Below are 21,868 nucleotides of genomic sequence, written 5' to 3'. Positions count from 1 at the left end.
GCGCTATCCCAGAGCCACCAGTTTCAGGATCTCCGCCGTCACGGCATCGGGCGAGATGCCTTCGCCCTGCGCTTCAAAGCTGAGCGCCAGACGGTGGCGGAAGACATCAGGCGCGACCGCCTGCACGTCCTGCGGATCGACGTAATCGCGCCCCGCCATCCAGGCGTGCGCGCGGCTGCATTTATCAAGCGCGAGCGAGGCACGCGGGCTGCCGCCGACCTCGATCCAGCGGGCCAGATCCTCGGAGTAAGCCTCCGGCGTGCGCGTGGCATAGACGAGCGCGGCGCAATATTGATCAATGGCATCAGATACATGCAGCGCGGCGATCTCCTGCCGGGCTTCAAACACCGCCTGCTGCGGGATCACCGCAGGGGCAGGGGCTTTCGCTTTCGCGTCCGTGCCCGAAGCCGCAGCCACGGCAGCCTGTTCCTCGCCGCGCACAAGGCGGATCACCTCCACCTCATCCTCGATGGGCGGGTAGGTGATGAGCACATGCATGAGGAAACGGTCCATCTGCGCTTCGGGGAGCGCATAGGTGCCTTCCTGCTCCACCGGGTTCTGGGTGGCCATCACCATGAACAGTGGCGGCATCTTGTGGGTCTTGCCCGCCACTGTAACTTGCCGCTCCTCCATCGCCTCCAGAAGCGCCGATTGCACCTTGGCAGGCGCGCGGTTGATCTCGTCGGCGAGCACGATGTTGGCGAAGATCGGCCCGGCTTCAAACCGGAACTCCGCGCCTTCTGCGCCCTGATGATAGACCTCGGTGCCCGTCACATCGGCCGGTAGCAGATCAGGCGTGAACTGGATGCGGCTGAAATCGGCCTCAAGGTTCTTGGCCAGCGCCTTGATGGCGCGGGTTTTTGCAAGGCCGGGCAGGCCTTCAACCAGCAGGTTGCCATTGGCCAGAAGCCCGATCAGGAGGCGGTCGATCACCGCTTCCTGCCCGATGATCGACTGGCCCATGCGGCCCTTCAGGGCCTCGATCTGGTCTCGCGCGCTCATGGTGGCTACCGTGCTCCCGTGTAGATGCGGCTCCAGTCGGAGGCCATGTCGATCAGAACCCAGCCGCGAGCCTCGGCCTCGTCGAGCCCCCGGTTCAGCACACCAATATGGCCCTCGCGATCATAGGCGAACTCGCGTTCGGCATCGGTGTGGTGCAACAGGATGCCAAGGCGGGGGCCTTCGCCGGCGGTGGTGTATTCGAGCATGGCGAAATCGCCGTCGGAATTGCCAACCGCGATCACCGGGCGCTTGCCGATGTGGTTGTCGATGCCCACGGGCTTGCCCTCCTTGTCGTCCACGAAGAACAGCTCGGGCTGTTTGATCAGGCTGGGCGTGCCATCCCCGGCGACCTCATACGTCGTGGCCACCTGACTGCCGACGACATTCTGCGGCGGGATACCGTAGGCCTCTTCCGCGAAGGCGCGCACGAAATGGATGCCGCCGCCAGAGACGATGAAGGTCTGGAAGTCCTCATCCCGCAGGTAGCGCAGCAGCTCGACCATCGGCTGATAGGTCATCTCCTTGTAGAGAAGCCCGGTTTGCGGATGGCGCGCGGTGGCGAGCCACTCGGACACCGAGGCGATGAAGGCTTCGGTATCGATGCCGGTGTGGGAGGCTTTGACGATCTCGATCAGCCCCTCTTCCCCGCTGGCCAACACGCCCGCGAAATCCCGCGCAGCGGCGGCTTTCAGGGCATCGCTGCCGGCGATTGCGGGATCAGCGGCGGCCAGTTCGGCCACGCGGTCAATGGCGAAGACAAGCTGGAAATAGGCGGGCTGTTCGGCCCAGAGGGTGCCGTCGTTGTCGAAGGTCGCGATCCGGTCCTTGACGGGGATGAAGCCATCTGCGGCCGGGTCGGTTACCTCTTCCACGAAGGTGATGATGCGGCTCTTGGTGTCGGTGTCGTTCCACGAGGGCAGCGGATCGGCGAAGGCGGGGAGGGCGGCGGTGAAACAGGCGGCAAGGGCGATGTGGCGCATTCTCGGATCTCCGGGTGGGGAAAGCAGGGCCCCGGGGAGGGGCCCTGCCTTGTGACTGTATCGGGGCTTTCAGACGCCGTCGCGCGCTATTGCGAGCTGGGCTCAGAAAGCTTTTCCATGACCTTATCAAGGCTGAAGGAGGCGGCCTCCTGACGTGGCGGGTATTCCTTGAAGGTCTCAAGGAACTGGGCCACGTATTGCTGGGCTGGCACCAGCATGTAGGCGCGATCCAGCATCCAATCGTAGAAGGTGTTGGAGGTGCGGTAGCCGCGCTCGTAGGGGTCGCGCCGCAGGTTGAAGATCAGCGGCGTGCGCAGCGGGGTCAGCGGTTCGATCCAGGCGCGCAGCGTGTACCAAGCCTTTTGCTCCAAGAAGGTGATCTTCCAATCCTGATAGCGCAGGGCCATCAGATCCCCGTCATCGGAGAAATAGAAGATCTCGTTGCGCGGGCTCTTGTCGGTTTCCCCGGTGAGCATCGGCAGGATGTTGTAGCCGTCCAGATGCACGCGGTAATCACGCCCGCCGCCGACTTCGGCCACGGTGATCCCGTCCAGCAGATCTTCCTTCACGGTCTCGTTTCCGGCCATGGCAAGCAGGGTCGGAAGCCAGTCCATGTGGTGAACGATCTCGTTAGAGACGGTATCCGCCGCGATCTTGCCCGGCCAGCGGACCATCGCCGGCACGCGCCATGCGCCTTCCCAGTTGGTGTTCTTCTCGCCCCAGAACGGCGTCATGGCGGCATCCGGCCAGGAGTTCATATGCGGGCCGTTGTCGGTGGAGTAGAACACGAATGTGTTGTCGGAGATGCCAAGCTCGTCCAGCAGATCGAGGAACTCCCCGATGTGCAGATCGTGTTCGATCATGCCGGCTTGATACTCATCGACGTTCTTGCCTGCGATCTCATTTGCCAGCTGGCGTTTTTCGGCGGACACATGGGTGCGGAAATGCATCCTTGTGCCGGACCACCACACGAACCACGGCGTGCCCGCTTCTTCCTGGCGCTTGATGAAATCGATGGCCGCGGCGACGGTTTCATCGTCCACCGTTTCCATGCGCTTGCGCGTCAGGGGGCCGGTGTCTTCGATCTGGCCATCGGCGGAGGATTTGATCACGCCGCGCGGGCCAAAGCGCTCGCGGAACTCGGGGTTCTGCGGGTAATCCTCGTTCTCCGGCTCTTCCTCGGCGTTGAGGTGATAGAGGTTGCCGAAGAACTCATCAAACCCGTGGTTCGTGGGCAGGTGCTCGTCGCGGTCGCCAAGGTGGTTCTTGCCGAACTGGCCGGTCGCGTAGCCCTGCGCCTTCAAGAGGCCCGCGATCGTGGGATCCTCGATCTGCATGCCTTCTTCGGCGCCCGGCAGGCCGACTTTCGAAAGCCCGGTGCGGAACACCGATTGCCCCATGATGAAGGAGGAGCGCCCGGCGGTGCAGGATTGCTCGCCGTAGTAATCGGTGAACATCATGCCCTCATCGGCGATGCGGTCGATGTTGGGCGTTTTGTAGCCCATCAGCCCCATCGTGTAGGCGGAGATATTGGATTGTCCGACGTCATCGCCCCAGATCACGAGGATATTGGGCTTGCCGTCCTGCGCGGCCACCGGCGTGGTGAGGAGCGCTATACCGGCCACAAGGGCGGCGGCGCCGGGGCCGATCAAAGTTGATAAACGGAATGGATTTCGGGAACGCATGGTTTCCTCCCTGACGGGGCTTTCGCCCCACACGAACACATTTTCCGCGGCTCCGGTGCGGGGCAGCGGCACTCAGGTACTGGGGGCTTTTCGCCCTGTTGCATGGCTTGGCCAGACCGCAAGTGCGGGCTGAGGGATGCGCGGCAAGCCATGGTGCGCGCTTGGGCAGGATACAGGCTCTGCGTGACATTGAAACCGGAAATCCATGTCTTTCCAGAGCGATGGCTGAAAACGGTAGCATATGCCGCCCCTCTTGTTTTGCGGGGGCGGGTGGTATCTAGTCGGGGGAGTTTGACCAAAGCGATGGCGGAGGATCCATGTTGACATCGTACCGAGTGAGCTGTGAAGCGGCGCGGCGCGCCGTACTGGCGGCAGCCGTTTTTGCGGGGATGGCCCTGCCGGCGGCGGCTGACATTCTGGCCAGCTACGAGACAGGGGGGCGCGATCTCTTCTCGGTTCGCGTGCCCGACAACTGGGTGGTGAGCGCCGGAGGTTTCGAGGCACGGCAGGCCCCGGAAGGCATCGGTGCGGTGCCACGCGTGCTGGGCCTTCGCCCGGAGGAGGATCCGCGCATCTGGGTCGGCTTTGTTTCGCCCGATGGCGTGGCGACGATTGCCGAGGCCGAGGCCTATATCCAGTCGCTGGACTTGCGCCTTGTCGAGGATCCGCAAGTTGGCGCGCCCGAACGGGTGGTGATCGGCGGGCGCAGCGCGCGCACCTACACGGGCACCGGCACGCGAGAAGGGCGGCCTGTGAATTTTACCATCGCGCTGATCGACATGCCCGGCGCGCGCACCGTGATCGGGGTGATCGTGGGCGAAAACGGAGCCCGTGGCCTTTACCGCGATGAAATTACAGCGCTCGTGCGCTCGTTCCGGCCGATGTGAAAGGGAGACACGCCATGAAACGCCTATCCCGCAAAACCCCCATCGCCCTTCTTGCCGTGGCCGGGCTCGGCCTTGCCGCCTGTGATGGCGTCACCGTCGGCGCGTCCTACGGCTACGGCTATGACTACTACCCCTATCGCACCTCGATCTATGTGCATGACGACAATCGGCCCGACCGCCCGGATCGGCCGGATCGCCCGGACAGGCCAGACAGGCCCGATGTAAAGCCGCCCAAACCGGTGCCGCCGATCGCCAAGCCGCCGACGCGGCCGACCCCGCCCATTGGCACCTTGCCCAGCCGCCCCTCTCGCCCCGGCGGCGGTGGCGGTGGCAGGTTGCGCTAGGCCGGAGCCGGGGCCAGCCCCGGTTTGCCCGAGTTCTGGCGGGTGGCGGGGGCACACACGCGTGCGGGGCGCACTGGCAAGAAGTGCGGCGGCAAGCTCGGCGATGGGTGTCGGCTTGATGAGCACTTGCTCCGCGCCGCAACTGGCAAGCATCTCCGACAGGCTTTCGGGGATGTTGCCCGAGATCAGCAGGACAGGGCGGTCAGGCGCCATGGCCTTGCTGCGGCGGCACAGCTCGACGCCGTTGCCGTCGGGCAGCACCACATCCGACAGCACCACGTCATAGCAGGCGTCCGTGGCCTGTAGCAGCGAGAGCGCCTCGTCCAGCGACCGGGCCACATCCACGCGGAAGCCCTTGCGCTCCAGCAGGTGGCGGGTGGATTCGGCGAGGTGGAACTCGTCCTCGACTATCAGCACGCAGAAGCCGTCCGGAACCTGATCCTCGGTGGGGCTGGGCCGTTCGTGTGGTGCATGGGGCAGACCCGCCGGAAGCAGCATCGAGATCGTCGTCCCACCGGGGGAGGTGTCCTCCACATAGGTCAAGCCGTTGTTCATGCGCACGAAATTCTCCACGATGCTCAGCCCCAGCCCGCTGCCGCCATGGGCGGATTTCGTAGTGTAGAAGGCATCGAAAATATGCGCGCGGTCGGATTCCGAGATGCCGTGGCCGGTGTCGGTGACGGAGAATTTGAGCCAGCGCGGGGCAGGGGCGGCGTCGGGCAGCCAACGGGCCACCTCGTCGGGGCGCGCCTCCTGCGCAAGGATCGAAACCGCGCCTGCCCCCTCGCAGGCATCGCAGGCGTTGATCACGAGGTTGAGCAGCGCCGAATGCAGGAAAATGGCGTCGCAATGCACGGAGAGCGGGCTTTGCGTGTCGAAATGCAGCTTTAGCTGTTCGGACTGCATGAAGGCGGTGGAGGCCCGCAGGCGCCCCACGATTTCACGGGCGCGGATCCATTTGCGGGAGTCGTGTTTGGGCTTGGAAAAGGTCAGCAATTCCTGAGAACGCCCGGCAGCGGAACGCGTGGTGGACTGCGCCCGCTCCAGCAGGCGGGCGAGGTCTGGGCTGAGCCCCTCCTGCACCGACATCAGCTCCAGCTGACGATCAATCACCGCAAGGTAGTTGTTGAAATCATGGGCATAATTCGCTGCCAGCCGCCCCAGCGTGGCTAGCTTGTCGGTGCGGTGTCGTTGCAGGCGGAACTGGGTCAGCTCGCTGATGTCGGACATGAACAGGGCGGCCGTGCCGTCCTCGGCGTGAACAAAGGTGACAAGCTGGTGCCGCCCGGGGGGGAAATTCAACTCGAACCGCGCAAAGCGCGCGCCGGTTCGGATCGCCTGCATGAAGCCTTGCCAATCGGTCGCGCCGGGGGAGGTTCCGGCTTTCAGAAGGTCTTCTATGCCGTCGGCCAGATCGCCCTGCAGCAGCCGCGGGCCGGGCGTGTGGCCAAGCGCCGTTGCCAGCCGTTGGGCGGGCAGATTGAGCCATGTTTGCGTGTTTTCTTCTGGGGCTGGCACAACAAAGGCGGCCACGTTCATCTCTTCCAGAACGGTCAACAAGCGCTGCTCAGCGCCCGCAGTTCCCCTGTCCATCCGCCGTTTTCCCCCAACCGTCACGGCCTGCCTGCGCCGGATCAACGGCGGCGGCACTCTTTAAGTGTGTTGGCTAGAGTATTGCAACTTTTGGGCGTTTTCGCAATCGCGCAGATTTCCCCTAGGTCACTTTGAGCGCATCGGCACGCAGGTGGTGCGTTGGCCCGTCAGAAGGGCGAAGCCCGGCGGGGCGAGAAGCGCCTCAAACAGCGGATCGTGGCTGAAGAGCCCGCCGGTATAGGTGCCGAACGCGGGCAGGATCAGGCGGTTGGCGGCCACGAGGAAGCTCGGCCGGGTGATGCTGCGCCCGCGCGCCTGCACGCGGGTCTTGGGGTGGTAGTGGCCCGAGACCTCAGCCATCGCGCCGGGTTGCGCGATGTGGCGGAAGGTCAGCCCATCGCAATGGTGCTCCAGGCGATGCTCGCCGCCCAGCCGCAGCGGGCCGGGATCGTGGTTGCCCTCGATCCAGATCCAGCGCCGCCCGGCCTGCAGCCGCGCAATCCACAGCGTTTCCGCTTCCGAAAGACCGCCGGCGGCGTCCAGATCGTCAAAACTGTCGCCAAGGCAGATCACCTGCCGCGCGCCCGTTACCGTAAGGGCGGTTTCCAGCCGGGTGAGCGTGTCCTTCGTTTCGTAAGGCGGCACCAGAGGCCCCGCGCGCCGCGCGATCCGTCCGGCCTTGCCAAGGTGCAGATCAGACACGCAGAGCAAGCTCTGGGCGGGCCACCAGAGCGCGCCGGAGGGCAGGGCTTCAAGGGCGTGGCCGTGGAAGGAGAAAGCGTGGGCGTTCATGCTTCGTTCATGGCCCGTGGCGCAGCGCCCCGCAAGGGTTTTGTGCTCACGCCATGCCCGCCTCGGCCAGCAGCGCCTCTTCGGCCTCGCGCAGGAGCCGCTCTTCCGCGGCGCCTTTCACCGGCACTTTGCCCACCTCCAGCAGCAGCGGCGCGGCCAGCGGCGTGACATGGCGGCAGCGCACATGGTCGACGCGCCCAGTGGTGCGCGCCAGCATCTCCTCGATACGGCCGAAATCCACCAGCCCACGCAGGGCCTCTTCGCGGGTGATCTGCATCAGCAGGTGATCGGGATCGTATTTGCGCAACGTGTCGTAGAGAATGTCGGAAGAAAACGCCGTCTGGCGGCCTGACTTGCGCGCGCTGGTACTGTTGCGCTCGATCAGCCCTGCGATGATCGCGGAGGTGCGGAAGGTGCGCTTCATCACGGCATTGCCGGCAAGCCATGTCTCCAGCCCCTCGCGCAGATCATCGGGCGCGAGCAGGGGCGCGGGATCTTCCACCGGGTCCAGCCCCCAGATCAGCGTGGCGTAATCGGTGGCGACGAAGCCGAGCGGCGCGAGCCCCTCGGCCTCCATCCGCTGGGTCAGCAGGAGCCCCAGCGTCTGCATCGCGTTGCGCCCGGCAAAACCGTAGACGCAGAAATGCGCGCGGCCCTGATGGGGGAAGCTCTCGCAGAGCAGCCTGTCGGCGCGGGGCATCTTGGACATTCGCCGCTGCAGATGCAGCCATTCGGCGGTGTGGGGTGGCAGATCGGGCCAGTCACGGGCCTGCATCATCTCGAGGATGCGGTGGGTGAGCCGGGTGGAGGTGGCGAATTTCGTGCCCATGAAGGTGGCGATCTTGGGCTTCTTGTCGGCGCGGCGGGTGACTTCGACCACCATTTCGCGCAAGCCCTCGTAGCGCACGATCTCGCCGCCGATCAGGAAAGTGTCGCCGGGGGTGAGGGTGCTGGCGAAGCCTTCCTCCACCTCACCCAGCGGGCTGCCGCCGCGCCGCCCGCGCAGGCGCACCTTGAGGCGTTCGGTGTCCATGATGGTGCCGATGTTCATGCGGATGCGGGCCGCCGCGCGCGGATCGCGCAGACGCCAGAGCCCGTCGGGTGTTTGCATCAGGCGTTGCCATTGATCGTAGCGGCGCAGCGCGTAGCCGCCGGTTGCGCAGTAGTCGAGGCAGGCGTCAAAGCCAGCGCGCGTCAGATCGCGAAACGCGCCTGCGCTGCGCACCTCTTCAAACAGATCATCTGCCGCGAATGGCCCGGCGCAGGCGCGGATCAGGATGTGCTGGCACAGAACGTCGCGCGGGCCGGGGCCACGGGGATCGCCGTCCAGATCCTGCGCGCGCACGGCCTGAAGCGCGGCCACGCATTCCACCACCTCAAAGCGGTTGGCAGGCACCAGCAGCGCCTTGGAGGGCGCGTTGTAGCGGTGGTTGGCGCGCCCGATCCGCTGCACGAGCCGCTTGACGTTCTTCGGCGCGCCGATCTGGATCACCAGATCCACGTCGCCCCAGTCGATGCCCAGATCCAGCGAGCCGGTGCAGACGATGGCGCGCAGATCGCCGCGCACCATGGCGGCCTCTACCTTCTCGCGCTGCTCGCGGGCGAGGGAGCCGTGGTGGATGCCGATGGGCAGGGCCTCGGTATTGGCGAGCCAGAGGTTGTGGAAGAACAGCTCCGCCTGCGCGCGGGTGTTGTGGAAGATTAGCGTGGTCTTATGCGCCTTGATCTGCTCCAGAACCGCCGGAATGGAATGGGCCGCGCCGCCACCGGCCCAGGGTGGGGCCTCGGCGGTTTCCAGCATGGCGATATCCGGCTCTGGGCCGGGATCGGCGTTGAGGATGGCGCAAGGGTCCGGGTTGCGCGCCAGATAGGTGGCGATGGCCTGCGGATCCTCCACCGTGGCCGAGAGCCCGACGCGGCGCAGACCGGGGCAGAGCGCCTGCAGGCGGGACAGGCCCAGCATCAGCTGATCGCCGCGTTTGCTTTCCGCCAGCGCGTGGATCTCATCCACCACCACCCGCTGCAAACCGGCGAAAGTGCGCGCACACTCCTCGTAGGAGAGCAACAGCGCGAGGCTTTCGGGCGTGGTGAGCAGGATGTGCGGCGGATCGGCCCGCTGCCGCTTGCGTTGGGTCTGCGAGGTGTCGCCGGTGCGATCCTCGATGCGGATCGGCAGGCCCATCTCTTCCACAGGCGTGCGCAGGTTGCGCTTGATGTCCGCCGCAAGCGCCTTGAGCGGCGAAATGTAGAGAGTGTGCAAGCCGGGGGCGGGTTTCTCGCCCAATTCGATCAGCGTAGGTAGAAATCCTGCAAGCGTCTTGCCGCCGCCCGTGGGCGAGATCAGCAGCTGGCAGGGGGCCTGAGCCTGCGCCAGCATCGCGGATTGATGCGGGTGCAGGGCCCAGCCAAGGCTGGCAAACCAGCTTTCGAACACAGGGGGCAAATCGCGCATGGCCGCCAAGATAGGCGGGCGCGGCGAAAAGGGAAGAGCCCCTTACTTCACGATCACCTCGTCCTTGACGAACATGTTGGCCCAGGCGCGGTCGATCAACTCGGGCGTCATCTGGTAGGGGATACCTTCGAACTCGCAGATGGCGATCATCTGGTCGATCAGAAACACCGGCTGGTAGTTGGCGTAAACGTTGTCGATCTCGGGGTAGCGCTTCTGCAGTAGGTGCACGAGCGCCTTCTCGTTGAGCGGCATCTTCTTTTTGCGGGCCACCAGCGCGAAGATCTTGAGGAAATCCTCCTGACAGGGGCCGTCGATCTTGATCTTGAAGAAGATCCGGCGCAGCGCGGCCTTGTCGAAGATCTCGTTGGGGTGGAAGTTGGTGGAGAAGATCACCAGCGTGTCAAACGGCACCTCGAACTTCTCGCCCGACTGCAGCGCGAGGATGTCCTTGCTTTCCTCCAGCGGCACGATCCAGCGGTTCACCAGCGATTGCGGCGGCTCGGCCTGGCGGCCAAGGTCATCCACGATAAAGACGCCGCCGGTGGATTTCAGCTGGAGCGGGGCCTGATAGGTGCGGGCGACAGGGTTGTAGACGAGATCAAGCATGGAAAGTGAAAGTTCACCCCCGGTGATCACCGTGGGTCGTTCGCAGCGCACGTAGCGCGTGTCATAGCGGCCGGAGGTGCGGCGCAGGGAGTTTGGATCATCCACCTGTTCTTCGGCAGCGGAGTGCACAATGGGATCGTAAACCGTGATCACCTGACCGGAGTATTCGATGGCGCGCGGCACGTAGATCTTATCGCCAAGCGCATCGCGAATCCCGTTTGAAATCGAGGATTTACCGTTGCCCGGCGGGCCATACATCAGGATCGAACGGCCAGAGCTGACGGCCGGGCCGAGCTGGCCGAGCAGATTGTCAGGCAGGATCAGGTGGCCCATCGCACCGGTGAGCTGATCGCGGGTGATCTGGATGTTGCGGATGGACTGCCGCTTGACCTGCTCGCGGTAGACATCCAGCGGCACCGGCATCGCGCCGTAATATTCGCTTTGTGCAAGTGCGTCCAGCGCGCGGGCCTTGCCTGCATCGGTGAGCTGGAAGCCCATTTCATTGCCGGAGTTTGCGTGCAGCGTGCCAGTGGCCTCCAGCAGACGCTGGTCGCGCGCCATGTCGATCAGCTCTTGCGTCACCGGGATCGGCAGGCAGACGGCGCGGGCGATTTCTGTCGCCACATCCACGTTCTTGCGGAAGATCGTTTTCAGCAGGATGTCCCGCATCATCACGATGGGAAGCTGCATCTCCGCGAGGGAGCGCGGGGCCGGGGGGGCCATCACGGCGCCGGTTTGCATGTTCATCTCGTGCCCTCATCTCTTGTGCGGGCGCGTGCAGACACCCGGTGCTTTGACGGCACTAGATCAGCCAAACCTGTCGAAATTCGGGCAGAAGCAGGGGAAAACGGCGCTGTTTACGCGCCGTAGAGGGCTCCGAGGAGCAGGTAGAAAATCAGCGACGCGCCAAGGGCGAGGCCCATGGGGAAATCGCGGGTTTCCCAGCTGGCCCAGCCGTCGGCCAGCCGCCGCACCGCGCTCATGGAGCGCAGGGTACGATGCGTGGCGAAGGCTGCCAGCAGCACCATGGCGAAGAGGATCATGAAGCGCGTGACGTCCCCAAGCGCCACGAAGGGGGCCATGACAGCGGCGAATTTTGCATCGCCTGCGCCAACCAGCCCCAGCGTGCTGATGATGAAACCCGCGATCAGCACGACAACGCCTTGCAGCAGCCGTGTGAGGTATTGATCGAAGGGCAGGGCAATGAGCCCGACCACCATGAAGACAGCCAACAAAGCCATCACGGAGATGTTGGGAATCTTCATGAATTTCATGTCGTTATAGGCCACCCAAACGCCGATGGGCGTAGCGAGCGGCAGGAAGCACCAGGCGGAAAAGCTGCTGATCTCAAGCATCGGCTCAGCCCGTTTCCAGCGCCTTCAGCGCGCGCGAGGCGGCCTCGAAATGCTGCGGATGGACCTCGATGGCCTCTTTCAGAAGGCCTTGACCGGTTTTCACATCGCCCTGTTTGATCGCCGAAAGCGCGAGCGTGTAGAGCAGTTCGGCCTGCTCGTCCTGCGTGACATTGAGGATCGGCAGATCGTATTTGCGCTGGGCGCCACGGGCCAGAACGAGGTTGTTCTTGGCAGTGAAGAGCTTGGGATCATAGCCGATGGCATCGGCGAAAAGCTTCTCGGCGCCGACGAAATCGCCGCGGGTTAGCTTGGAATAGCCCCAGTTGTTGAGCACACCTGCGGGTGTTGTCGTGAGCCCGAGTGCGGTTTCATAGAAGCTGTCGGCCTTCTTCCACTGTTGCTTGGAATCCGCCACCATGGCCTCAAGCCGATAGCGGGTGTAGGTCTCTACCGTGGGGGGCACGCTGTTGAGCGTCGCCTCGGCCCCTTTCCAATCGCTGTTGCGGATCTGGGCCCCGGCCAGTTCAACCTTGTCGTTGCTGGTGGAGTCCGGGTGGGCGACGACCTTCTGCCAGGCCGTCACACCTTCACGCGGCTTCTTGGCGCGGATGTAGGACATCGCCAGCCCGCGCTGCAGATCCAGCCGGTCCGGGTCTGCCAGCGTGGCTTTCTTGAAGTATTGGATCGATTCGTCCGGGTCCGCCACGGTGAGCATGATGTCGTTCAGGTTCGTCTCGTCGATGACGTTCAGATCCTTCACGGCGCGCTCGACCTCGGCGTCGGCGTTTACGTTCTTGTCACATGCCGCGAGGGCGACGCTGCTGACAAGGCACAGCGATACAAGAAACCTGTGGCGCATATTCCTGCGTCCCTTACTGCTCGTTTCCTCAGGGTGCGTGGAGGATCAGGTATTCGTTGCTACCCCGCCTTACCAACGCGAATTCGTTATTATTCTCGGCACCATAGCCGGGTTCGTTCACCTTTTCAGCAGAAATTCTAAAATTCTCGCGGATGGCGTCACTTTCGCCACTATCCAGCGCATAGGCCCGGCGAAACACCTCTTTCGCCTCTCCGTATTCGCCCTTCTCCATGAGGAGCACGCCGAGATTGTTCCAGGCCGGGACGAAGTCGGGGTTCATCTCAACCGATTGCCGGAGCAGCCCTTCGGCCTGTCCGAGCCGCCCGAGCCGCAGGTTGGCCGAGCCAAGGGCCGAGAGAAGATCGGGTGTGACGCCCGTATCGGCGGCGGCGCGATAGTAGGATTTCAGCGCAAGCTCATATTCACCGGCCTCCATCAGCCGGTGCCCCACGATCAGCCCATCCACCGAGTCCGCGCTGCGGTCCACACTGGGGGCGTAGGGGCTGGCCTCGGAAAGCGGCTCGCCGCCTGTGGTGTTACAGGCGGCGAGCGATCCCAGAAGGATCGGAATCAGCAGTTGTTTGACTGTCACCTTGGATCAGTTCCCGATGCTCGTTGCAGCGCCTCCGCCGAGCAGGGTGGCAATCCCGTAGACCGACGGCCCGATCAGGATGATCAGCAGCGGCGGCACGGTCAACATCATAGTTGCCAGCGTCATCTTCGTGGGCAGCGTGTTGGCCTTTTCCTCGGCCCGCATCACGCGTTTGTCCCGCATTTCCCCGGCAAACACCCGCAGCGCATCCGCCACCGAGGTGCCGAAGCTCGCCGATTGGATCAGCACCGTCACGAAGCTCGCGATGTCTGCTGCCCCGGCGCGTTCGGACATGTCCTTCAGCACGGTGGGGCGATCCTTGCCCGCTTTCAGCTCGTAAGCGACGGTGGCGAATTCCTCGGCCAGCGCCGGGAAACCGGCCTGCAGCTCGCGGCTGACGCGGATGATCGCCTGGTCCATCGACTGGCCCGCTTCCACGCAGACGAGCATCATGTCGAGCGCGTCCGGGAAGCCGTTAACCATCTGTTCCTGGCGCTCCTGCACCCGCTTGTTTACCCAGTAGCGCGGCAAGTAGTAGCCGACAACGCCGGGGATCAGCACCGTCATGAGCATCTTCTGCATGCCCACGTCGGGGTTTGTCTGGCTCTGGATGACGGCGAAGATCGCGCCCGCGCCCAGCAGGCCAAGGCCAAGGGCAAACTGGGCAAAGTGGAACATCCGCACTGCGCCCTTGGTACGGTAACCGGCGCGCAGCAGTTGCAGCCGCGCGGCAGACAGTTCTTCTTCGTCCTGCGGTTCAAGGAAGTTGGCGTATTTTTCGAGCTTGTCGTTCTTCGTCTCGAAGCGTAACGCGGTTTTCTCCGCGCCGGTGCCGCCTTGCTTCTGCGCCTTCTTCAGCTTGTCCAGCGGATCTTCCTTGCGGTTCAGCAGGAAGGGCAGGGTGAGCGCGATCAGCAGGATGCCAAGCACGCCGACGATGACGAAGGGGCCCAGATCGCCGAAGTTTTCCTTCAGCATGGCATTGAATGTGTTCAGGTAATCCATCTGGGCCTCCTACACCTTGATGTTCACGAGGCGGCGCATGACGATCACGTTGGCAAAGAGGAAGCCGGCAACCACAAGGCACGCGGGGATGAAGACGGAGGTTTCCTTCACGTCGTCGTAATAGTTCGGCTGGATCACGTTGATCATGATCAGCGCGCCGAAGGGGAAGCCCGACAGGAACATGCCGGACCATTTCGCCTCAGCCGTGATGGCTTTCACGCGGCGGAACAGGCGGAAGCGGGCACGGATCACCTGCGAGAGGCCTGCAAGGATCTCGGCCAGGTTACCACCGGATTGCTGCTGGATCGCAACGGCCACGGCGAGGAAACGCATGTCCTGCATATCGAGCCGTTCGGCCATGGATTTCAGGGCTTCGCCCATGTCGCGGCCATAGGCGGCCTCGTCGGCGATCACCCCCATTTCCGAGCCCAGCGGATCGGGCACTTCGCGCGCCACGATCTGGATCGCGGAGGAAAACGGGTGCCCCACGCGCAGCGAGCGCACCATGAGGTCCACCGCATCGGGCAGTTGTTCTTCGATCAGGCCAAGGCGCTTCTTGGCCTTGCCGTTGATCCAGAAGTAGACGCCGCCCACGCCCATCATCAGCGCCACGAGCAGGCGCACGGGCAGCCCGGCGCTGGTGCCGATGGTGAGGCCGAAGAAGGCCACCACCGAAAGAAGCATCATCACCATGATGATCTGCGTGGGCGAGAAGGCGATGTTGGCCTTCTGCGCCTTCTCGGCGAGGATCGAGTAGAGCGGGAAGGATTTGGAGCGCATGTGCTGGCCCATCTCCTTGCGGAGCTGTTCCAGAACCTGTTCGCGCCCGATGCCTTTTTCGAGCATCTCAAGGCGGCGGTTCACGCGGCTGTTCAGGCTGATCGATTTGCCGAAGACCGTCAGGTAGATGCCTTCAACAAGCAGCAGCACCGCCACGAAGATCACGCCGTAGATGATGAGTTCCATGTTGATGGGCATGATCGTTACTCCGCGGCCATGGGCTCGAAGATCGAGGCGGGCAGGTCATAGCCCCACATGCGGAAGCGCTCGGAGAAGTGGGAGCGCACGCCGGTGGCGGTGAAATGCCCGATGATCTTGTTGTCGGGGGTGAGGCCCACGCGCTGGTAGCGGAAGACCTCCTGCATGGAGATCACGTCGCCTTCCATGCCGGTGATTTCGGTGATCGACGTCATACGGCGGGAGCCGTCCTGCAGGCGGCTGGCCTGCACGATGAGGTTCACAGCCGAGGAAATCTGGCTGCGCACCGCCTTGATCGGCATTTCGATCCCGGCCATGGCGATCATGTTCTCAAGCCGGCTCACGCCGTCGCGGGCGGAGTTGGCGTGGATCGTCGTCATGGAGCCGTCGTGGCCGGTGTTCATGGCCTGCAGCATGTCGATCACTTCCTCGCCGCGGGTCTCGCCCACGATGATGCGGTCCGGGCGCATCCGCAGCGCGTTCTTCAGACAGTCGCGCGGGGTGACGGCACCCTTGCCTTCCACGTTGGGCGGACGGCTCTCCATCCGGCCCACATGGGTCTGTTGCAGCTGAAGCTCGGCCGTATCCTCGATGGTGAGGATCCGCTCGCTGTCGTCGATGAAGCTCGACAGCGCGTTGAGCGTGGTGGTTTTCCCCGAACCGGTACCGCCGGAGACGATCACGTTCAGGCGGGTGGCCACGGCGGCTTGCAGATAGGCTGCCATTTCTTCCGTGAAGGCGCCGAATTGCACCAGATCGTCGATGCCCAGCTTGTCTTTCTTGAACTTCCGAATGGACACCAGCGAGCCGTCCACCGCGATCGGCGGGACCATCGCGTTGAAACGGGAGCCATCGGCAAGACGGGCGTCCACATAGGGGTTGGATTCATCAACACGGCGGCCCACGGCTGACACGATCTTGTCGATGATCCGCAGCAGGTGGCGTTCGTCCTTGAAGGTGATGTCGGAGAGCTGCAGCTTGCCCGAACGCTCCACGAAGATCTGTTGCGGGCCGTTCACGAGGATATCGCTCACGGTCTCGTCTTTCAGCAGCGGCTCCAGCGGGCCGAGGCCGGTGACCTCGTCAAACAGCTCCTGGTTCAGCTGGTTGCGCTCTTCGCGGTTCAGCACCACGGCCATCTCGTTGAGCGATTCCGACGCGATGTCGATGATCTCGGCGCGCAGATCGGATTCGGAAGCAGTTTCCAACGCGGAGAGGTTCAGGTTGTCGAGCAGGCGCTTGTGCAGCTCGACCTTGATCTCCCCAAGGCGTTCCTTGCGTTTCTTTTCCTTGTCGTCCGGGGCCACGCGCGCGGCCGCCTTCACGTCCTTGCGCAGGCGGGCGGGGGCGGGCTCACTGCTCGGAACGGCGGCAAGCTCTGCCGGCTTCTCGGCCGGTTTGCCCTTGGCGGCGGGTTTTGCGGATTTGTTATAACGGGAAAACACAGGGCGCCTCCTTTACTCAGGCCGTTTCGGCAGAGGAGAGATTGCGTTCATGGATGGACTGCGCGAGCTTGGCGATTTCCTTCCGCAGCGGGTTCTTGGCCGCGCCTTCGGCCAGCGGCATGCCGTGATCCTCGGATTGGCTGACCTGTTTCGCCCCATCGGGCAGCAGCAGTTCGAGCTTGATGTCGAGGCTCTCGGCCATGCGCTTCACGCGGCTCTTGCCGGAAAGATCGGTGAACTTCGGGCCACGGTTCAGCACGTAGCGCAGTTTCTCCACCGGAAGCTGTTCGGCCTTCAGGGCCTTGATCATGCGCAGTGTGTTCTGGGCCGAGCGCATATCGAGCTCCAGCGTCGCGAAATAGATATGCGCCTGTGCCAGAACCGCCTCTGTCCAGCTGATCAGCGTGGAGGGCATGTCGATCACGACGTAGTCGAAATTGGTGCGCGCGATCTCGATGATCGCGTCCACGTCCTCGGGGCCGAGAATGTCCAGCGGCAGCATTTCCGGCGGCGCGGTGAGCACATGCAGCTTGTCGTTATAAGTCAGCAGCGCCTGCATGAAGCTGTCGGCGTCCATGTTTTCGGTTGCGCTCAGGAGCTCATAGACGATCTCGCGGCGGGGCAGATCTAGGAAGGTGGAGATGCTGCCGAACTGCAGGTCGAAATCCAGCAGGCAGACGCGCGGCGGATCTTTCTTGTCGATCGTGGCCAGCTCCCAGGCGAGGTTCACCGCGAGGGTAGAAGCCCCGGTGCCCCCTGCCATGCCGTGCACGGGCAGGATCACCGCGCTGCGGTCCCCGCGTGCCTTGCGCTTGGTGGTGGGCGCGTCCTCGGACGGAGCGGCGGGTTCGGCACCGACGCGGCGAATGCGCTCGATGGCATCGTGCAGCTCGTTCTCGGGCAGCGGGTAGGGGATGAAATCCTGCGCGCCCATCCGCATCAGGCGGTGTAGCGTGTTGGGGCTCACGTTGTCGGCGATCAGGATCACGCGGATGCCGCGCTCCTTCGCCGTTGTCACGAGGCGGCCAACGAGATCGATCTCGGCCTCGTCTTCCTCATCCACCGCGATGGCCACGAATTCCAACGTCAGCGCGTCATCCTGTTTCAGGAAGACAGCGGCATCCTCGAACCCGAGATCGCCCCAGCTTTCGCCTAGTTCGGTTTCCATATCCTCGATCAGCAGATCAAAGTTCTGCACATCACGGGAAATCGTGCACGCCAGGAGCGGTGCCGGCTCAGGCTTCAGCATTGTCGCACCACTGCTCATATCCTCACGTCCTTCCGTAACTCAAAAACCAACCGCACCCCACGTGCGGCCTATGAGCCGCGACTCGCAATGAACCGCTTTACTCTTCAGTCAAGGAAGATGGTGAACAACTTGGGCAAGATTGCGGCCAAAAGACCGTAATTATTCGGTATCTTAAGACGATCCTGCAAAAAGGCCGCCACCGTTTCCGGAGGCGGCCTTTTGTGGCATTTGGGTTCAGACCCTTGCCGATATCGGGTTTATTCCTTGGTCTCCGCAGACGTGGAAAGCTCCGTCGCGCTCTGGACATACTCCCGCCAGACGACTTCGGCGTATTTGCCGTTGAGCACGCTGGGGTGGCGATCCACGAAGCCCGAAACCTCAGTCACCGTGCGCCGGTTGCGGCGTTCGCGACCCTCAGAAACGATCAGAGGCTGGGTTTCGCCAAAGGAAACAACGGCTTCAAGGCGCGAGGTGGAGATGCCAAGGCTGCCGAGGTACTTCACCACCGCATCGGCACGGCGTTTGCCAAGGCTCTTGTTGTAGCCCGAGGAGCCAACCGCGTCGGTGTGGCCATAGACCCGGAAGCGGACTTCGGGGAACTGGCGGATCCAGTCGGCCTGCTTGCGCAGGGTGAGTTGGGCGCTCTGATCCAGCACGGCGCTGTCGAAGGCGAAGTTCACCGTGGAGGGCACTTCATCGGCAAAGCGGCGCGCGAGGCTTTCGGTGTAGCTCTTCTGGCCGGTCTGCAGCTGAACGTTGTTCATCGTCGGGTTGCCGAAGCCGCCTTCATCGATGGACTGGCCGGCTTCGCCGTAGAAATCGCTGTTGGAACAGGCCGAGAGCGTGGCGATGCCAGCAATGGCGAGGAGGGCAATGAGGGGCTGTTTCATGTGCTTACTCCATCACGTAGCCATAGGACCCGCTGAAATCCTGCCGCGCCACTTCCCCGGCCGCGCCGGAGATCTTGGCGTTGCCCACGAGCTTGCCGCGCAGGAAGAGATCGGCCTCGGACGGCGGTTTGATGCGGTCCGTCGGCAGGGCCAGCGCTTCGCCACGGGTCGGCGTCACGAGATGCGGGGTGATGATGATCACAAGCTCGCTCTGGTCGCGCTGGAAATCGGTGGAGCGGAACAGCGTGCCCAGCACCGGGATATCCCCGATCCACGGCACTTGCGCCACGTTGTCCTGGAAATCGTCCAGCAGCAGGCCGGCGATGGCAAAGCTCTCGCCGTCGCGCATTTCCACTGTGGTGGAGGTTTCGCGGCGCTTGAAGGCGTTGACCTGGAAGCCATCGGCCACGATGCCGCTGGTCGGATCAAGCGAGCTGACGGCCGCCACCATGGAGAGGTTGATCAGATCGCCGTCCACCACGCGGGGGGTAAAGTTGAGCTCCACGCCGAAGGGTTTGAATTCCACCGAGGTGGTGCCGTTGTCCTGCGCGACCGGGACCGGGTATTCGCCACCAGCAAGGAACTTCGCCTCCTGCCCGGAGAGAGCGGTGAGGTTGGGCTCCGCGAGCGTGCGGACAACGCCTTTGGATTCAAGGGCTTCCAGAAGCACGGCAAACTCAACGCTGCCCGCGTTGAAGCCAAGCTGCAACCGGCCCTGCGCCTCGTTGGGAGAGGTGACGGGGTTGCCGTTGAAAGGGCCGCCGTCGCTGAAAGCATTGTTCCCAGCGTCAACGGTGGCGTCGCCGGAGAAAAGCGTGCCGGAGGCGGCGGCGCTGAGGTTCAGGCTCTTGGCCACCGAGCGCTGCATCTCGGCAAAACGGACTTTCAGCATCACCTGCTGGGTGCCGCCGACGACCATGAGGTTGGACACACGCTCCGGCGCGTAGCGTTCGGCGAGATCAAGGGCACGGTCGAGCTTCGCGGCGCTGGACACCGTGCCCGACAGCACGATGCCGTCATTGGCGGTGCGCACTTCGATTTTCTCACCGGGGAGGATCTGGCGCAGGCGTTCCTTGAACTCCGCCACATCCGGCGTGACCTGCACTTCGACATTGGCGATCAGCCCGCCGTCCACGCCGAGCAATGTCAGCGTCGTGCGGCCCGGCACTTTGCCCAGCACGTAGATCGTGCGATCCGACAGCGTGGAAAGATCCGCGATCGTCGGGTTGGCGATGGAGAGCTCCGCGAAGGGGACATCGCTTTCAACGACCACGGCCCGGTTCATCGGAACGGCCAGGGCGCTGGTGACGGAGCCACGCAAAACGCGAAGGGTTTCGGCATGCGCCCCGGTTGGCACGCTTGCGACGAAGAGAGCGGCACCGCAAAGGGCCGCCGAAATCCAATTCTTAAGCATCGAGTGACCCTGCCTCTATGATCACATGTGTTCCGGGTCTTGCGCCCATTTCCTGTCAACCATGCATGCCATGTGGTTTTTTTGCAAGAATCAATGTGTTGCGGCCCTGTTCTGATGTGGATATGTGGCAACACATCGCAAAATGTGAAAAGGGCCACAGCGTGCTGTGGCCCTTCCATGTGCTCTGTCAGTTGGTGCAGGGGATCGGGATCTCGACCAGCTCATTGCCCCGCCGGGTGCGGATGGTGCAGACCTTTTCTTGCTGCTTTTCAACGATTTTTTCGTCCTCGATGCCCAGAAGCAGTTGTTGGTCCACCTCGATGGCCTCGGCGACCGTGTCGTCCTCGGCGCCCACGAGAGAGAGCGAGAGATTGCCGGTGGACTGGGCCTGCGCCAGCGAGGCGACCTGCTGCGGCGTGACCTGAACCGTCACCGTGCGGGCGATGCGGGCCTCGTTGCGGTCGCCGTCGGCGATCTGGTCGATGGCGATCAGTTCCACACCGGCCTCAATCAGCTTGGTGACGTCCTTGTCGCGGCTGGAACCCGTCCAATAGACATCGACGCGGTCGCCGGGGCGCAGGAAGCCGGACACGCCGGAGGCCACATCCACCTTGATTGCGAAAGCGCGCATGCCTTTGTCGAGCCGCGAGGTCAGGCCAGCATCCTCGCCAGGCTCGGTCACCTTCACGGCCAGAATGGCCTCATCCTTCTCCATCGCGCGCAGAACGGTACGCAGCTCTTCTTCGCCTTTCGGGAACAGCTCCTCGGCTGTTTTGAACGCGCCCTCTGGGATCGCGTTTTCCGGCCAGCGGATTTTCTGGACATCGTCCGGGCGGATGCGTTCGCCGTATTTGAGGGGGCGATTGAGGGTGAGGACCTCGACGGTCGGTACCATCTGAGCGGTGACGGCCCGTTCGGCCTGCAACGCGCGCTCATAGGCGCCCACGTAGTCCTTGGCCATGTAAACGGCGAAGCCTGCAAGGCCCACGCCCAGCATCAACACCAGTACAAATACAGCACGCATGAACTTGTCCTTCCGGTTTTTCTGGCGGCAGCTGGCCGGATGAACGGCGCACTGCTCCCCTTTGCTCAGACACTAATTGGCGAATTGGGCAAAAAGATGATCAAACGGAGGGATTTTGCTTTTTTAGCTCACTATTGAAAACAATCTGCGGGAAAGCGGTGATCAATCGATCACCGTCGCCGTGACACCGCCGCCCTGCGATGAGAAAGTCTCGCCGCTCACAAAGGTGGCTTCCATGTCGTCCATGGAGTTGTCGACGCCAACATAGAGCGCGGGCAGGATGGCGATCGTCATCGCAACAAGCGCGGCCGTCAGTACAACCCAGTCGACGCTCACAGCGCCGTCTTCCTCTTCCGTAAAGTCTTTCATCTGTTTGTTCTGGTGCATTTTCTATCTCCCTCAACACGCCACTTGCGAACAGATACAAGCCGCCCGGGCCTGGAGCTCTGCGGCAGCATGTTTTGTTAACCACATGATTGCGGCCAATTTTTGGCGTTTCTGCCAATCTGTCGGACTTTCCAATTGGAATGGCGCAAAAGAAAAGCCGCCCCGAGGGGCGGCTTTTTGTTTCCTGGCGGGTAGCCGCCGTGGAAAATCTTAGTCGATCACGGTGGCGGTCACGCCGTCGCCTTGCGTGGAGAAGGTCTGGCCGGAGGTGAAGGAGGCCGACAGGTCGGTGTTGACGTTGTCAACGCCCGTGGCAACGGTGGACAGGA

Annotated in this window: 19 protein-coding genes; 1 reads left to right on the top strand and 18 read right to left on the bottom strand. The window is 63.3% G+C overall.

Going from position 1 to position 21,868, the window contains the following annotated elements:
- Positions 1-3 precede the first annotated feature (3 nt).
- From KVX96_RS14925 to KVX96_RS14915, 3 genes are all read right to left on the bottom strand, one after another.
- A complete protein-coding gene (locus KVX96_RS14925; RefSeq protein WP_261195488.1) occupies positions 4-1,002 on the bottom strand; it encodes an AAA family ATPase in 999 nt (332 codons plus the stop codon).
- Positions 1,003-1,007: 5 nt separating this feature from the next.
- The gene (locus KVX96_RS14920; protein ID WP_261195487.1) at positions 1,008-1,982 is read right to left on the bottom strand and encodes an HAD family hydrolase; all 975 of its coding nucleotides are present in this window, start codon (positions 1,980-1,982) and stop codon (positions 1,008-1,010) included.
- Between the two features lie 86 nt (positions 1,983-2,068).
- Positions 2,069-3,607: an arylsulfatase gene (locus tag KVX96_RS14915; protein ID WP_261195770.1), complete on the bottom strand. Its 1,539-nt coding sequence runs from the start codon at positions 3,605-3,607 to the stop codon at positions 2,069-2,071.
- Positions 3,608-3,984: 377 nt separating this feature from the next.
- Here KVX96_RS14915 and KVX96_RS14910 point away from each other — a divergent pair, with 377 nt between their 5' ends.
- Positions 3,985-4,554, top strand: a complete 570-nt coding sequence (locus KVX96_RS14910) for a hypothetical protein (protein WP_261195486.1) — start codon at positions 3,985-3,987, stop codon at positions 4,552-4,554.
- A gap of 23 nt (positions 4,555-4,577) precedes the next feature.
- On the opposite strand, the gene KVX96_RS14905 is transcribed toward KVX96_RS14910, so the two are convergent.
- The 15 genes from KVX96_RS14905 to KVX96_RS14835 form a co-directional block, all read right to left on the bottom strand.
- Positions 4,578-6,491, bottom strand: coding sequence for a response regulator (locus KVX96_RS14905; protein ID WP_261195485.1), 1,914 nt, complete (start codon positions 6,489-6,491; stop codon positions 4,578-4,580).
- A 126-nt stretch (positions 6,492-6,617) separates the two neighbouring features.
- Positions 6,618-7,283, bottom strand: a complete 666-nt coding sequence (pdeM, locus tag KVX96_RS14900) for a ligase-associated DNA damage response endonuclease PdeM (RefSeq protein ID WP_261195484.1) — start codon at positions 7,281-7,283, stop codon at positions 6,618-6,620.
- Between the two features lie 46 nt (positions 7,284-7,329).
- Positions 7,330-9,735, bottom strand: a complete 2,406-nt coding sequence (locus tag KVX96_RS14895; protein ID WP_261195483.1) for a ligase-associated DNA damage response DEXH box helicase — start codon at positions 9,733-9,735, stop codon at positions 7,330-7,332.
- Between the two features lie 42 nt (positions 9,736-9,777).
- On the bottom strand, positions 9,778-11,088 hold the full coding sequence (locus KVX96_RS14890) for an ATPase (RefSeq protein WP_261195482.1): 1,311 nt from the start codon (positions 11,086-11,088) through the stop codon (positions 9,778-9,780).
- Positions 11,089-11,198: 110 nt separating this feature from the next.
- Complete coding sequence (locus tag KVX96_RS14885) at positions 11,199-11,696, bottom strand: prepilin peptidase (RefSeq protein WP_261195481.1); 498 nt, start codon at positions 11,694-11,696, stop codon at positions 11,199-11,201.
- Positions 11,697-11,700: 4 nt separating this feature from the next.
- Positions 11,701-12,555 (bottom strand): tetratricopeptide repeat protein, encoded by an 855-nt coding sequence (locus KVX96_RS14880; RefSeq protein WP_261195480.1) that lies wholly within the window; start codon positions 12,553-12,555, stop codon positions 11,701-11,703.
- A 28-nt stretch (positions 12,556-12,583) separates the two neighbouring features.
- Positions 12,584-13,147, bottom strand: coding sequence for a tetratricopeptide repeat protein (locus tag KVX96_RS14875; RefSeq protein ID WP_261195479.1), 564 nt, complete (start codon positions 13,145-13,147; stop codon positions 12,584-12,586).
- 6 nt (positions 13,148-13,153) lie between these two features.
- Positions 13,154-14,152, bottom strand: coding sequence for a type II secretion system F family protein (locus KVX96_RS14870; protein ID WP_261195478.1), 999 nt, complete (start codon positions 14,150-14,152; stop codon positions 13,154-13,156).
- A gap of 9 nt (positions 14,153-14,161) precedes the next feature.
- Positions 14,162-15,130, bottom strand: coding sequence for a type II secretion system F family protein (locus KVX96_RS14865; protein ID WP_261195477.1), 969 nt, complete (start codon positions 15,128-15,130; stop codon positions 14,162-14,164).
- Between the two features lie 5 nt (positions 15,131-15,135).
- Positions 15,136-16,575, bottom strand: a complete 1,440-nt coding sequence (locus KVX96_RS14860) for a CpaF family protein (RefSeq protein ID WP_261195476.1) — start codon at positions 16,573-16,575, stop codon at positions 15,136-15,138.
- Positions 16,576-16,591: 16 nt separating this feature from the next.
- Positions 16,592-17,842 (bottom strand): CpaE family protein, encoded by a 1,251-nt coding sequence (locus KVX96_RS14855; protein ID WP_261195475.1) that lies wholly within the window; start codon positions 17,840-17,842, stop codon positions 16,592-16,594.
- A gap of 239 nt (positions 17,843-18,081) precedes the next feature.
- Positions 18,082-18,714 (bottom strand): OmpA family protein, encoded by a 633-nt coding sequence (locus KVX96_RS14850; RefSeq protein ID WP_261195474.1) that lies wholly within the window; start codon positions 18,712-18,714, stop codon positions 18,082-18,084.
- Between the two features lie 4 nt (positions 18,715-18,718).
- Positions 18,719-20,128, bottom strand: coding sequence for a type II and III secretion system protein family protein (locus tag KVX96_RS14845; RefSeq protein WP_261195473.1), 1,410 nt, complete (start codon positions 20,126-20,128; stop codon positions 18,719-18,721).
- A gap of 187 nt (positions 20,129-20,315) precedes the next feature.
- Positions 20,316-21,152, bottom strand: coding sequence for a Flp pilus assembly protein CpaB (gene cpaB / locus KVX96_RS14840; RefSeq protein WP_261195472.1), 837 nt, complete (start codon positions 21,150-21,152; stop codon positions 20,316-20,318).
- 162 nt (positions 21,153-21,314) lie between these two features.
- On the bottom strand, positions 21,315-21,521 hold the full coding sequence (locus KVX96_RS14835; RefSeq protein WP_261195471.1) for a hypothetical protein: 207 nt from the start codon (positions 21,519-21,521) through the stop codon (positions 21,315-21,317).
- Positions 21,522-21,868 lie beyond the last annotated feature (347 nt).

Source organism: Pseudoruegeria sp. SHC-113, from assembly GCF_025376885.1.
In the GTDB taxonomy this organism is placed as follows: Bacteria; Pseudomonadota; Alphaproteobacteria; order Rhodobacterales; family Rhodobacteraceae; genus Pseudoruegeria.
Note: the sequence above shows the minus strand (reverse complement) of the source record. Positions and strands in the feature narration are given on the sequence as shown.